Annotated in this window: 11 protein-coding genes and 1 tRNA gene; 4 read left to right on the top strand and 8 right to left on the bottom strand. The window is 38.3% G+C overall.

Annotation, left to right across the window (positions count from 1 at the left end; genetic code table 11):
• Positions 1-40: 40 nt before the first annotated feature.
• The 8 genes from JEP40_RS03100 to aspA form a co-directional block, all read right to left on the bottom strand.
• Positions 41-2236: a flotillin family protein gene (locus tag JEP40_RS03100; RefSeq protein ID WP_198622418.1), complete on the bottom strand. Its 2196-nt coding sequence runs from the start codon at positions 2234-2236 to the stop codon at positions 41-43.
• An 86-nt stretch (positions 2237-2322) separates the two neighbouring features.
• Positions 2323-2952 carry an OB-fold-containig protein gene (locus tag JEP40_RS03095; RefSeq protein WP_198622417.1) on the bottom strand — a complete coding sequence of 210 codons (630 nt, stop codon included), beginning with the start codon at positions 2950-2952 and terminating at the stop codon, positions 2323-2325.
• Between the two features lie 303 nt (positions 2953-3255).
• On the bottom strand, positions 3256-3903 hold the full coding sequence (locus tag JEP40_RS03090) for a CPBP family intramembrane glutamic endopeptidase (protein ID WP_198622416.1): 648 nt from the start codon (positions 3901-3903) through the stop codon (positions 3256-3258).
• Positions 3904-4281: 378 nt separating this feature from the next.
• A complete protein-coding gene (locus tag JEP40_RS03085) occupies positions 4282-4500 on the bottom strand; it encodes a hypothetical protein (RefSeq protein ID WP_198622415.1) in 219 nt (72 codons plus the stop codon).
• Positions 4501-4690: 190 nt separating this feature from the next.
• A tRNA-Phe gene (locus JEP40_RS03080) sits at positions 4691-4766 on the bottom strand.
• A gap of 296 nt (positions 4767-5062) precedes the next feature.
• Positions 5063-5635: a division control transcriptional repressor DicD gene (dicD, locus tag JEP40_RS03075; RefSeq protein WP_198622414.1), complete on the bottom strand. Its 573-nt coding sequence runs from the start codon at positions 5633-5635 to the stop codon at positions 5063-5065.
• 183 nt (positions 5636-5818) lie between these two features.
• Entirely contained in the window at positions 5819-7144 is a 1326-nt protein-coding gene (locus JEP40_RS03070) for an anaerobic C4-dicarboxylate transporter (protein ID WP_198622413.1), read from the bottom strand.
• Positions 7145-7302: 158 nt separating this feature from the next.
• The gene (gene aspA, locus JEP40_RS03065; RefSeq protein WP_198622412.1) at positions 7303-8727 is read right to left on the bottom strand and encodes an aspartate ammonia-lyase; all 1425 of its coding nucleotides are present in this window, start codon (positions 8725-8727) and stop codon (positions 7303-7305) included.
• A 374-nt stretch (positions 8728-9101) separates the two neighbouring features.
• On the opposite strand from aspA, the gene JEP40_RS03060 reads away from it, so the two are divergent.
• From JEP40_RS03060 to JEP40_RS03045, 4 genes are all read left to right on the top strand, one after another.
• Positions 9102-9608 (top strand): FxsA family protein, encoded by a 507-nt coding sequence (locus JEP40_RS03060; RefSeq protein ID WP_198622411.1) that lies wholly within the window; start codon positions 9102-9104, stop codon positions 9606-9608.
• Positions 9609-9777: 169 nt separating this feature from the next.
• A complete protein-coding gene (locus JEP40_RS03055) occupies positions 9778-10071 on the top strand; it encodes a co-chaperone GroES (protein WP_036914050.1) in 294 nt (97 codons plus the stop codon).
• Between the two features lie 52 nt (positions 10072-10123).
• On the top strand, positions 10124-11770 hold the full coding sequence (gene groL / locus JEP40_RS03050; RefSeq protein ID WP_198622410.1) for a chaperonin GroEL: 1647 nt from the start codon (positions 10124-10126) through the stop codon (positions 11768-11770).
• 189 nt (positions 11771-11959) lie between these two features.
• Positions 11960-13591: a Na+/H+ antiporter gene (locus JEP40_RS03045; protein ID WP_198622409.1), complete on the top strand. Its 1632-nt coding sequence runs from the start codon at positions 11960-11962 to the stop codon at positions 13589-13591.
• Positions 13592-13702 lie beyond the last annotated feature (111 nt).

Genomic DNA, 13702 nt, shown 5'->3' with positions numbered 1-13702 from the left:
ACATAGAGATGTCCCTATGTCTTTCGCCTCCTAAATAGCATTATTCTTCTTTAGAGGAGTCTGATTTAGTTGTTACATCTTTAATCAGCTGATTGGCGCCTTTTGTTGCCATAAATCCATTAATTAAATCTTGGATTTCTGGATTTTTTAATAAAGAGGCGACATCGAGTTTTTTATCTTGTTGAGTGCGGTTAATCAGCTTTTCAACGTTCTCTTTGGCAAAACTGCTTTTATCCATAAAGCCATCGACTGCTTTACCTAAACTTAATGCTTTAGAGAAGGTATTAAAGAAGTTGCCATCACCGCCCACAATTTCAATATTGGTTTTGCTCAGAGCTGCAGCCAATACATCGGCTTGTTCGCGTGCAATTTCTTTGTTGGCTTCAATAGATGCCATCGCTTGTTCAAATTGTTTTTCAAGACTCATACGGAATTCTTCATGTGCACGCGCCGTATCACTGAGGTGATCCATAGATTTGAATTTATCTGTTAAACCATCAGCTTCTGCTTTCAAGCGTTGGCGAATAACTTCGGCTTGTGCTGATCCTAATTGACCTTCACCACGCGCCTGTGCCGCTAGTTTCTCTTCAAGAATTTTCGCATCAGCAAGACCTAATTTCTCTTTAGCATTGGCTTGTTGTTCTTCACCACGCGCTTGAGCGACTAATTTCTCTTCTAAAATTTTCGCTTCTGCAAGGCCTTGTTGTTGCTGGGCTTGTGCTTTTGCTTCCATCACTTGTGCTTCAGTTAAGCCTTTTTCTTTCATGCCTCGTGCTTCAGCTAATAGTTTTTCAGCAGTGATGTTAGCCAGCACAAGACCTTCTTTCTCTTCTGCTTCTGCTGTCGCTTGGCGCACTCGAGCTTCGGCAAGGCCTAATGCTGCATGCTCTGCTTCAATACCTTCAGCTAAACGTTTTTTCGCTTCGGATTGTTTTACAGAGGCTTCTAATTCAGCTTTCGCCATGGTGCTGATTTCTTCAGCTTTATGTTTAGCACTGGATTCATCGGCTTCGGCTCTTTTCACTTGACGAACTAAAGATTCTTCTGCTTCTGCTTGTGCATTTATGATGGTGACTTGGCGCATACGTTCCGCTTCTGAGATTTCGCGTACTTCTTTAATGCGCTCTTCTTCTTGAGCGACCGTTTTTTCTACGGCGACACGTTCACGAATCACATTTGAGATATTTTTGCGTTCTTCTTCTAACGCCTTTTCTTTCTCAATACGTTGCAATTCAACTTCACGCTCACGAGCAACAATTTCTAATTCACGAGCACGATTAACTCGCTCTTGTTCAATGGTGACTGCACGAGTACGATTTTGTTGTGCAACTTCCACTTCACGCATGCGATTTTCTTCACGAATTTCAATCTCTTGTTGAGTTTGAATACGTGCTTGTTCGGCTTTAAGACGCTCTTCTTCTTGAACTCGTAAGGTTTCTGATGTTTCACGTGAGCGAATATTATCGATTTCACGTTTTTGACGTGCTTCAGCATCCGCTTGTTGACGTTCTAAAGCCAGACTTGCCTCTCGCGTTTCAACGTTTTTCTTCTGGATAGCAAGTTCTTGGTCGCGCTCTTTTTGGTTGGTTTCAATATTATGGATTGCGGTAATTTCCGTAATTTTGCGGATACCTTCAGAGTCAAAAATATTGTTTGGATCAAGGGCTGATTTGGGTGTTTGTTCTAAATAGTCGATAGCGACGTCTTCTAACGCATAGCCATTAAGATCTTTGCCAATGACATCCACAATGCGATCACGGAAATTTTGGCGATCTTCAAAGAGTTTTGATAATTCAAACTGTTTACCTACTGTTTTTAATGCCTCTGAGAATTTAGCACTAAATAGGGTGCTGACTGCTTGATGATCTGACGCTCTATCAACACCAATGGCTTTTGCGACTTTTAATACGTCTTCAGTGGTTTCATTTACACGTAAATAAAATGCAACGGTAATATCAGCACGTAAGTTATCTTGGCAAATCAAACCATCTTTACCACGACGATCAACCTCTAACGTTAAAAGAGAAATACGCATAAACTCTTTTTTGTAGATAACAGGATAAACTAATGCCCCCGTAAAATGGACTTTAGGTTGTGAGGTCATGTCATTGACAATTAAGGCTGTACCTTGTGGCACTTTTATATAGAAAGCTTTAAATAATCCAAATAACCCTAAAATAATTAGAATTGCGAAGCCAACGATAGTTAAGAAAGGCATAACGAAAGCCAAATCCATACTTTTTTCTCCATAGGTTCAGACGATGTCGTCATTTTTAATCGTGTTTGTCTGTTAACTAAATTGCATTTCATCCAATGTGGATACTAGCGATGAAATTCATCTTCCGTTACGACTTGATAACTGTGAGTAGACGCGTCATAGCTAATAATAATAACGTTGTCTCCTCGTTTAATATTTTCTTGTTCTGGTGCTCTAACTTGTAAAATTAAACCCGCACCTCCATCCTCTAAAACTGCTTCACCTTTGTTTTCCGCTACATTCGCTGATCGTATTATGGCTAATTTACCTATCAATTGGTGTACTGATTTAGGCTTATTACGCGACATGAGCTTTTTACGAATGGGTTTTAAACATACCGCAGTAAGATTAAGAGAAATAAAAGAGATAATGATTAAAGCAACAAAGCCAACTAAATAATGAATAAAATCTGTTTCAATAGTGCTGATAATCCAATAGTTAGTAAAGTAACTGATAAACCAGCCAATAAGGGTAAAGAAGGTTAAAATAATCGTAACTGGAATACCGGCTAATCCTAATTTTGTTAACCAACCTGCGAAACCTGTTGCATCAACATCCAATTCACTATCAATATTAAATAAATCAATATCTAATAATCCAAAAGCAGCACAAAGCCAATAAAAAAAGATAATAATAAGTAATGCACTAAAAATAATGCTCGGAAAAGCTAGGCTATTTTGGAAAAACAAATTCATAAAGAGTTCTCTTAATTTAAGAAGATGGTAATATCCTTATCATATTAATATCTCTTATCATACTTTAATATGCTAAAAAAGCATGTAGTTATAATCACATTCCCTATTAATTTTTTCATTTTATTTTTTATGGAAGTTAATATAACTTATTTAGATAATAATGAATAATATTCGGTATTATTGCGTATAAAATCAGATCATTCTCTAAAAAATAATAAAAATATTTTCATCTGTTAAATATCATTTCTTATTAATTGAGTAAGTGTTTTATTATAAAAAATAGAAATTTATTAAATAAAAACTCTATAACATTAAAAAAACGACACTGATTGTGTTGTGTATTCCATGTAGCACTATCGGTGCGATTAATGAACGAGTTCCTATTCTGATTTGGCAAAACACAACACCCACAACAAAAATAAGGATAAACGTAGTGATTGACTCATATTGAGTGTGCATCACTGCAAATAGAAGTGACGAGATAATAATAGCTACCCATTTACCTATATTGCCATACCACATACCTGCATTTAGTAGAAAACCTCTAAAAATGACTTCTTCAGTAATTGGAGCAATAAAGATAACTGAGAGTGCAAATAAGAAGAAGGCAAAGCCTGAAATAGACTCAATTTCTGTAACCCATGAATCATCTTCAGAGCCTAAAAATAGACTAATAAAATATAATCCCACTAAGGCTAAAAAGGGGGCTTTTAGTGTGCTCCATTGAAGGTGACCTAACGGCATTAATTTAATATGTTTTTGATAGGCAAACCAAATGATTAGGCAGTAGGGGAGGTAAATAAAAAAACTGATTAATGAGATGATATAAGGTGATTGAAACAATGCTGCGGGAGCTGGCGTCAGCAATAGACTAAATGAGGAAAAAAAATAGCCTATAAAGGCAAGTATGCAGATAAAGGAGTGAGAGATCCGGTCTTTGGGAAATTCCATTTTTGTTGTTCCTTGAGATTATACCGATGAGGTAGTTCTATTCTTATCATGATTCAAATTATAAAGGTTTTGTAAGAAAAGAGTATGAAGGAATATTTGAATTATTAAGATATGAGAAAATACTTGGGAGTTTGGTTTATGCAGGAGTTGGTCTATTGTTTTCAATTATGCTTTTAGTTATCGATGAGTAAGTTGTTTTTCACTCTTTTTGAAGAGATGATTAATAAACACACAAAGTGTTCGACCTATGATATTTAAGAGATGATAATGGCAGCTAATTATTTTCCTTTGCGTTTTTTATAAATGCAAAAGATTTGTATCTTAATATTGGTGTGGAAGAGGAAAGAACGATAGCGATGGTAATTAAAAATGTCATTATTAAACTAGCATGAGTGTTATCTGAATTAAGATAAATAGCCAAGAATAGTGTAAATATGATAATAAAAAATAGAAAGATGAGTCTAAAACAAATATTTCCCAGATTAAATATTTCAGTTTGAATACTACTACCTGATCTTTTTGAGAATTTTTTATTCTGTGAATATCTTTTGGCGTAAATCCATTTTTTAACATTAAGCCTTCAATTCCATTTTTCATAAACTATCTTCCTGATCCTCATATGATACAAATATATCTGAACTAGCATATTATTTATTTTGACCTACTTTCTAATGGCTAATAGATAGGAATGAGGTAGGTAGAAAAGGGAAGCGGTGTTTAGTAAGAATAACAATTAGTTTAGTCTATGAAAGCAAAAAACCAGCCCTAAGGCTGGTTTTTCTAAAGATGGTGCCCGAACTCGGAATCGAACCAAGGACACGGGGATTTTCAATCCCCTGCTCTACCGACTGAGCTATTCGGGCTAACGAGGCGCATTAAACCGTATTCAGCGTGATGCGTCAACGTCTTTTTAATAAAAAATGCAAAAATAAGTTCGTTTGCTTTCTTTTTATTCTATTGGAGTTTAAATTTTCATCACAAGCAATTTTTTAGTAAAAAATGCTTAAATAACAATCAGTAAAGATATTCACTTTTTAGTATATCAAAGAGAAAACTTTCTCTTATTTTGATGATTAAATTTGTTTTTTACTACTCAACAGATAGAAATTGAGCACAAGCGAAAAAACAGATCATTTTTCTTGTTTTCCAACACTCAAAACTAACTTAATGCACCATTCTTACGGCATTGAGCAATCTTAAGAATATCTTCTGCCAATAATTTTGCTGTAATAATATCATCAGCATGATGATTCACCATTAAACGGCTTAAACAGCCTTCTAAGATGAGTTCCATCTGTTTAGCAACTAACTCGCTGTCTTCAATATCTAGCTCGCGTAGCAGCGTTCTAGAGTAATCAAATGAGCTTTGTTTTTGGCGTTGGCTTAATTGGTGGATTTGGGCGTGTTCATCAGGGTATGCGCTACAAGCTGCAACGAATAAACAACCGGGAAAACGGTTTTTCTCTAAACGCATGGCGAGCTGATCATAACGGGCAAGTAACTTTTGTTCGATAGTCAGTTCTTCATCTAGCATCACTTGACGTTGCCAAATATCAATTTGTTGTCCGTGGTGGCGAAGACAATCAAAAATCAATGCGTCTCTATCTGGCCAAAATGGGTGAAGTTGAGATTCATTGATACCCGAATCTTGAAGAAGCTGCGGTAAAGTTGCCGCTAAGCCGTATTGCTCTAACTGGATAAGTACGTGGTCTAATAACGCTTCACGTTGCACGGAAATCTCCTTAAATCACGTTGTCGTGAAAACATCATAATTAGCAGACTTTAACTAAAAATGAAAGCAAGAGGTGACAGGGTAAAATGAAAATACCCCATCTCGCGACGGGGTATTTTCTTGTTTTTTATTTCTTGTAAGCGCTGGGCGCTTTTTTGCAATGTTTTAATTTTTTACTTCAAACTACAGGATCATACTGCCGAAGAGGAAACCAAATCCGACAGCTAATACCACGCCAATTGTACCAGGGATAAAGAATGGGTGGTTGAAGACTAATTTACCGATACGGGTTGTACCTGTGTCATCCATTTGAACTGCCGCAACCAATGTTGGGTAAGTTGGCAGGATGAACAGACCAGAAACCGCAGAGAAAGATGCAATTGCAGTTAATGGAGATACACCTAGAGCTAAAGCCATTGGCATTAATGCTTTTGCTGTTGCTGCTTGTGAATATAACAGTGCAGAACAGAAGAAGAAGATAACGGCTAATAACCAAGGATGGCCAGTGATTAAATCACCCGCAGTCAGTTTGATCCAATCAATGTTACTTGAAACGAAAGTATCACCTAACCATGCAACACCCAGAATACAGATACATGCACTCATACCTGCTTTAAAAGTACTTGAGTTGAGGATGGTGTCAGTTTTAACTTTACAGAAAATAGTGATAAGAGTTGCAACACTCAGCATGATGATAAGAATTGCGTTAGTGGTGTTCATTAACGGTTCTTTCACAATACCTAAGCTTGGGCTGTTGATGATTGCATAAGTAACAACACAGACAACACCTAGTAAGAACAGCATTACAGATGATTTAGCACCTGATAATGTTTCCCTACGTTCTTGGCTACCACGTAACTCAACCAGACCTTGTTCTAAACGCTCACGATAGACAGCATCATCAGACAATTTTGAGTTAAATACCCAAGACACAATAAATGACATCAGAATGATAGCAAGGAAAGTCGCTGGTAATAAGATAGACAGCAGAGTGATGTAGCTTACAGTATTACCTTCACCGACCATAGCTGGGTTTTCCATGACTGATGCCATGTAAACAACTGCAGCAGAGATAGGAGATGCAGTAATACCGATTTGAGCTGCTACAACACCTGTTGATAAAGGACGGCAAGGTTTGATACCTTGTTCTTTTGCAACTTCTGCAATAACAGGCAGTGTTGCTAAAGAGATGTTCCCTGTACCTGCAAAGAGAGTTAAGAAATAAGTCACAATTGGCGCAAGAATTGTGATGTATTTTGGATTACGTCTTAACAGTTTTTCAGTTTGGCCAACAAGGTAATCCAAACCACCAGCAACCTGCATCGCAGAGATTGCGGCAATAACAGCCATAATGATGGAGATAACATCAAAAGGGATTGAACCAGGTTTAACACCGATAGCAGCTAAAACTAAAACCCCTAAACCACCGGCAAACCCGATACCAATTCCCCCCAGTCTCGCACCGAGGAAAATGGCCAGCAGAACGATAATCAATTCTACGGCTAACATAGCGTTTACTCCTTGAGATAATTAAAAAAATGAGAAAGATAAGTTAAATTTTTGTTTTTACAATCAAGTAAAAAGGCACGTCTCTTAAAGAGTCCGTGCCTTGTATTTTTAAGAGCTCATTCTTATGTTTAACAGTGTCATGTTATAAAACATAATTATTAATCATCGAAGCGTTTTGCTTTGTAAGCCGGGTTTTTTAAGTTCTCGATAGAGAAGATATCATCCAGTTGTTCTTCGGTTAATAAACCGCGTTCTAGAACAACTTCACGTACGCTCTTACCAGTTTCTGCACAAATCTTACCAACGATGTCGCCATTATGGTGACCAATGAATGGGTTCAGATAAGTAACGATACCGATTGAGCTAAATACGAAGTGTTCACAGATTTCTTTATTCGCAGTGATACCATCAACACATTTTTCTACTAAGTTACGGCAAGCGTTACTTAACAGAGAGATTGATTCGAACATTGCTTGGCCGATTGCTGGTTCCATTACGTTTAATTGTAATTGACCTGCTTCAGCAGCCATAGTTACACAAGTGTCATTACCGATAACTTTAAAGCAAGCTTGGTTAACAACTTCTGGAATTACTGGGTTTACTTTAGCTGGCATGATTGAAGAACCTGCTTGTAGTTCTGGAAGATTGATTTCTTTCAGACCTGCACGAGGACCAGAGGACAGTAAACGTAAGTCATTACAGATTTTAGACATTTTCACAGCTAAGCGTTTTAATGCGCCGTGAACCATTACATAAGCACCACAGTCAGAAGTTGCTTCAATTAAGTCTTCTGCTGGAACACACGCTAAACCAGTTACTTCTGCCAGTTTTTCAACAGACAGTTTTTGGTAACCAGGTGCTGTATTCAGACCAGTACCGATAGCTGTTGCACCTAAGTTCATTTCTAACAGTAACTCAGCAGTGCGTTTCAGGTTTTTGATTTCTTCTTTCATCAGTACAGAGAAAGCGTGGAATTCTTGACCTAAAGTCATTGGTACAGCATCTTGTAATTGAGTACGACCCATTTTCAGGATGTCTTTGAACTCAACTGCTTTTCTATCAAAACCTGCTTTCAGCAGTTCGATAGATTCAGTTAATTTGATAACAGAGTTATAAACCGCTACACGGAAACCACAAGGATAAGCGTCGTTTGTTGATTGGCTCTTATTGACGTGGTCATTCGGGTTCAGGTATTGGTATTCACCTTTTTGATGGCCCATTAATTCCAGACCGATGTTTGCGATAACTTCATTGGTATTCATATTTAATGAAGTACCAGCACCGCCTTGGAATACATCAACTGGGAATTGATCCATGTGTTTACCTGTTTCTAATACTACGTCACAGGCTTTGATAATCGTATCAGCGATTTCACGAGGAATAGTGTGAAGTTCTTTGTTTGCTAATGCAGCAGCTTTTTTCACCATTACCATACCGCGAATGAATTCTGGAACATCATTGATGGTACGATCACTGATGTAGAAGTTTTCAATTGCACGTAAAGTGTGGACGCCATAATAAGCATCAGCAGGAACTTCTCTTTTACCTAACAGGTCTTCTTCGATACGAGTTTTATTTGACATGAGAACCTTCTTATTAAAATTTTAACTGTCTAGTTATGCGCTTGTTAATAAAATATATCGTTAACGGTTAATAATGTAATATAACTTACCGTTTTGCTTGGTACTGGCACGATCATATTCGGGTTGTAAACAAATACCTTTAAGCTGGATCACTTTATACGTAAATAACGTTTAAATATTTTCTTTTTGTGATCTATCTCATGGATTTTACAGTTCTACTTCTCTTTTTAACGCCCCTTGAAAAGGAGTGTTATGCTCCCCATTATTATGTAGATAAACTAACAAAAAGCGAGTTTGTAAACCATCACCTTAGATGTAGTTCACACTCCTTTCTATTAATAATATGAATCTTTTTTTATAAAAAGGAGAACCAAGTGCGTTGGCTCCCATTAATTGTTATCTGTCTTCTTATCTATGTAGAAGCTGTTATTTTCGTCAATGTGGCATCTTCGATTGGCGTGCTTACAACACTATTCCTTGTGGTGCTGACTTCTTGTGTTGGTGTCTCGTTGGTAAAAAATCAGGGCGTAAAAAATATTGCTTCAATGCAACAAAAATTAGCAATGGGAGAAGTGCCTGCTACTGAAATGGTGAAAAGTGTTTCGTTGATATTGGCGGGTATTTTTCTATTAATCCCAGGTTTCTTTACTGACTTCTTAGGTTTACTGTTGTTACTGCCACCGTTACAAGCACTATTAGTGACAAAATTAATTTCTCGTATTCGTGTTTATTCAGGTAGTCATGGACAAAGTGGGTTCTCTTCTAGCCAAAATGGCACCACTTTTGAAGGTGAGTATCAGCGCAAAGAAGATTCACCAAGTAACCAACTGAATAATAAGGGTGAAGATCAGGATAACGACCATTTTTCTGATAAAAAATAATTGACCCAAAGCATAATCAACTAAAAAGGGGGAAATTTGAAAAAAAAACACACTTCTCCCCTTGAAGTTTTACCGGATGCCCCCACTTGTATCGTCATGGTACTGGTTCATCTTAGGCACTGGTATCAACCTTAATCCTGATATGGACTTTTTTATAGGAGCACTATTAATGAAGATTCGTCCATTACATGACCGTGTTATTGTTAAACGTAAAGAAGTCGAAGCTAAATCAGCTGGCGGTATCGTCCTCACTGGCACTGCGGCGGGTAAATCTACTCGTGGCGAAATCTTAGCCGTGGGTCAAGGCCGTATTATGGAAAACGGCGACGTTAAACCACTGGATGTTAAAGTTGGCGATATCGTAATTTTTAACGATGGTTATGGCGTTAAAACAGAAAAAATTGATAACGAAGACGTGCTTATCATGTCTGAAAGCGACATTTTAGCAATTGTAGAAGAATAATTTTTCTCTTTTAAGATCTTCTTAAACTGAACGAATTCAAAGGAAATATACGATGGCAGCTAAAGACGTCAAATTCGGTGTAGATGCTCGTAATAAAATGTTACGTGGTGTTAATGTTCTTGCAGATGCAGTTAAAGTAACTTTAGGCCCTAAAGGTCGTAACGTTGTTTTAGATAAATCTTTCGGTGCACCTGTTATTACTAAAGATGGTGTATCTGTAGCGCGCGAAATTGAACTCGAAGATAAATTTGAGAACATGGGTGCGCAGATGGTGAAAGAAGTTGCTTCTAAAGCCAATGATGCGGCAGGGGATGGTACTACAACTGCAACAGTATTAGCACAATCAATCATTGCCGAAGGCTTAAAAGCAGTTGCCGCAGGCATGAACCCAATGGATCTGAAACGTGGTATCGACAAAGCGGTTATTGCTGCTGTCGAAGAACTGAAAAAACTGTCTGTTCCATGTTCAGATACTAAAGCAATTGCTCAAGTTGGTACCATTTCAGCGAACGCTGATGAAACCGTTGGTACTCTGATCGCGCAAGCGATGGATAAAGTCGGTAAAGAAGGTGTTATCACTGTTGAAGAAGGTACTGGCTTAGAAGATGAGCTAGATGTTGTTGAAGGTATGCAGTTTGACCGCGGTTATCTGTCTCCTTACTTCATCAACAAACCAGAAACAGGTACAGCAGAATTAGAAAACCCATTCATTCTGTTAGTTGATAAAAAAGTATCAAACATCCGTGAATTACTGCCTGTGTTAGAAGGTGTTGCTAAAGCTAACAAACCTCTGCTTATCATTGCAGAAGATGTTGAAGGCGAAGCATTGGCAACCTTAGTTGTGAATAACATGCGTGGTATCGTTAAAGTTGCTGCGGTTAAAGCACCTGGTTTTGGTGATCGCCGTAAAGCAATGCTACAAGATATCGCAACGTTAACTAACGGTGCTGTAATTTCTGAAGAAATCGGCATGGAGTTAGAAAAAGCAACGTTAGAAGACTTAGGTCAAGCAAAACGCGTTGTTATCAACAAAGATACTACCACAATCATTGATGGTTTAGGTGATCAAGACGCAATCAGCGGTCGTGTAGCTCAAATCCGTCAACAAATCGAAGATGCAACTTCAGATTATGACCGTGAAAAATTACAAGAACGCGTTGCTAAATTAGCTGGCGGTGTTGCAGTAATTAAAGTCGGTGCAGCAACTGAAGTTGAAATGAAAGAAAAACGCGCTCGTGTTGACGATGCTCTGCATGCAACTCGTGCAGCAGTTGAAGAAGGCGTTGTTGCTGGTGGTGGTACTGCACTGGTTCGTGTTGCTAACGCTCTGCGTGAGATGGTTGGTGATAACGAAGAACAAACAGTGGGTATCCGCGTTGCATTACGTGCAATGGAATCTCCAATGCGTCAAATCGTTGCTAACGCAGGTGAAGAACCATCTGTTGTTGTAAACAACGTAAAAGCGGGTGAAGGTAACTACGGTTATAACGCTGCAACTGATGCTTACGGCGATATGATTGATATGGGTATCTTAGATCCAACTAAAGTTACTCGTTCTGCACTGCAATTTGCTGCATCTATCGCAGGTCTGATGATCACAACAGAAGCGATGATCACTGATTCACCTAAAGATGACAAAATGGATTTAGGTGGCGCTGGTGGTATGGGCGGCATGGGTGGAATGGGCGGCATGATGTAATTCATCAGCCAACTGTTTTACACGAAAAACCCGAGCTTAAGCTCGGGTTTTTTTATGCTGTTTTATTTCAGAATTATCAGATAATTGATTTTTTATATAATTAGAAGCAACTTATTTCTTTACAACGAGACAACAGATCGCTTTTACTGCATCGTTTAAAAATAATTAAATAAATTGGGGTGTTCCACCATGTCTGTCGTCGCGATTGTACTTATCTTTCTTTTTGCTGTGATTGTGAGTGTGTTTATCTCACGATTACTATCAGAAAAAATTCCTCTGCCATTGATCCAAATAGCTGTGGGGGCTTGTTTGTCGATTTTTGGTTTTGAGGTAGCTTTTGATCCACATCTTTTCTTGTTCCTCTTTATTCCACCACTTCTATTTTTAGATGGTTGGCGTATCCCTAAAGAGGCACTATTTCAAGAAATTAAACCTATTATGTCATTGGCGATCGGTTTAGTGGTTGTTACTGTCATTGGCATGGGCTTTTTTATTCACTGGCTTATTCCTTCTATTTCGCTTGCGATTGCATTTGCTCTAGCGGCAATTTTGTCTCCAACCGATCCTGTTTCCGTATCTGCAATGACTGTAAATTCGCCACTTCCTTCTCGTATGACGCATATTTTAGAAGGGGAATCGCTACTTAATGACGCAACAGGTTTAGTTTGTTTTAGCTTTGCAGTTGCCGCTGCATTAACGGGATCGTTTTCTATTGCTTCAGCCACAGGACAGTTTTTAGTTGTGGCTTTAGGAGGGGCGGCAATTGGTTTAATTGTGGCGGGTATTATTGGGCGGTTTAATCAGTTTTTGGTGAGACGCACTGGTGAAGATCCGGCAATCCAAATTTTGATTAGCTTGTTAATGCCATTTTTTGCCTATCTATTAGCAGAGCATTTCCATGTGTCTGGGATCTTAGCTGCAGTGGTTGCAGGTATTACAATGCACTACGAAAAAATTGTTGGCCGTATGCAAGCAGCCACACGTATGCAAAGTAAAGCGGTTTGGGATACGGTTCAAGTTGCACTTAACGGCATGATTTTTATTTTATTAGGTGAACAACTTCCTGCAATGTGGAAAATTTTACCTGAAGTGACGCAATCCGCTGGGGCTACTAATCCTTGGGCTGTTTTAGGTTACATTATCGTGATCACTGTGGGTCTCGCCATACTGCGTTTTACATGGGTATGGGTATCAATGTCACTCACCGTTTTCCGCTCACCTAACAAACGCTTATCTCGCCATGATCTGCGTTTAATGGCGATTATGGCGACTGCCGGGGTGAGAGGGGCAATTACATTAGCTGGTATTTTAACACTCCCTTTATTAATGACTGACGGCTCACCTTTCCCAACACGTGATCTTGCTATCTTTATTGCTATGGGAGTTATTCTTTGCTCATTATTAATCGCAACAATCGCATTGCCGATTTTAACCAAAGGGCTATCAGAAGATTTACCGTATGAAGATGATGAAATTCGTACACGTTTAGCCTTAAATGAAGCGGCAATTGCACATATCAATGAATTAATGAATCAACCTTGCGAAGACTTGGATGAAATGTCGCTACGCATAGAAGCAGGCTCTCACTTATTAGAGATCTACAGTCGTCGCCTTGATAGCGAAGATAGTGTACAAGAAGGTGCGCTTGATCTTAAACGCTTGTTTAGTATGGAGCGTAAATTATCTCGTAGTGCATTAAAAGTTGAACGTGATGCATTGCAACAGTTGCGCAAGTCTCGTCATATTAGTGAACATATTTATCATCGCTTACGTCATGAGTTGGATTTAAAAGAAGAAGCGCTGAATCATCATTTGAATTAATTTAGCTCAATATAATCGTCAGATGATGATTGATTGTCTGACGATTTTTAAAAAAATGAACAAATAGTGTGTTCATTCTCGCACTGTATAGTTTGAAAATAAGGCAGATCA

The organism is Proteus vulgaris (assembly GCF_016239305.1).
In the GTDB taxonomy this organism is placed as follows: Bacteria; Pseudomonadota; Gammaproteobacteria; order Enterobacterales; family Enterobacteriaceae; genus Proteus; species Proteus vulgaris_C.
Note: the sequence above shows the minus strand (reverse complement) of the source record. Positions and strands in the feature narration are given on the sequence as shown.

Coding starts and splice junctions, on each gene's coding strand:
- JEP40_RS03070 (WP_198622413.1), bottom strand. CDS start 7,144: ATGTTAGCCGTAGAATTGATTATCGTTCTGCTGGCCATTTTCCTCGGT.
- JEP40_RS03045 (WP_198622409.1), top strand. CDS start 11,960: ATGTCTGTCGTCGCGATTGTACTTATCTTTCTTTTTGCTGTGATTGTG.
- JEP40_RS03100 (WP_198622418.1), bottom strand. CDS start 2,236: ATGGATTTGGCTTTCGTTATGCCTTTCTTAACTATCGTTGGCTTCGCA.
- groL (WP_198622410.1), top strand. CDS start 10,124: ATGGCAGCTAAAGACGTCAAATTCGGTGTAGATGCTCGTAATAAAATG.
- JEP40_RS03085 (WP_198622415.1), bottom strand. CDS start 4,500: ATGAAAAATGGAATTGAAGGCTTAATGTTAAAAAATGGATTTACGCCA.
- JEP40_RS03055 (WP_036914050.1), top strand. CDS start 9,778: ATGAAGATTCGTCCATTACATGACCGTGTTATTGTTAAACGTAAAGAA.
- JEP40_RS03095 (WP_198622417.1), bottom strand. CDS start 2,952: ATGAATTTGTTTTTCCAAAATAGCCTAGCTTTTCCGAGCATTATTTTT.
- JEP40_RS03090 (WP_198622416.1), bottom strand. CDS start 3,903: ATGGAATTTCCCAAAGACCGGATCTCTCACTCCTTTATCTGCATACTT.
- aspA (WP_198622412.1), bottom strand. CDS start 8,727: ATGTCAAATAAAACTCGTATCGAAGAAGACCTGTTAGGTAAAAGAGAA.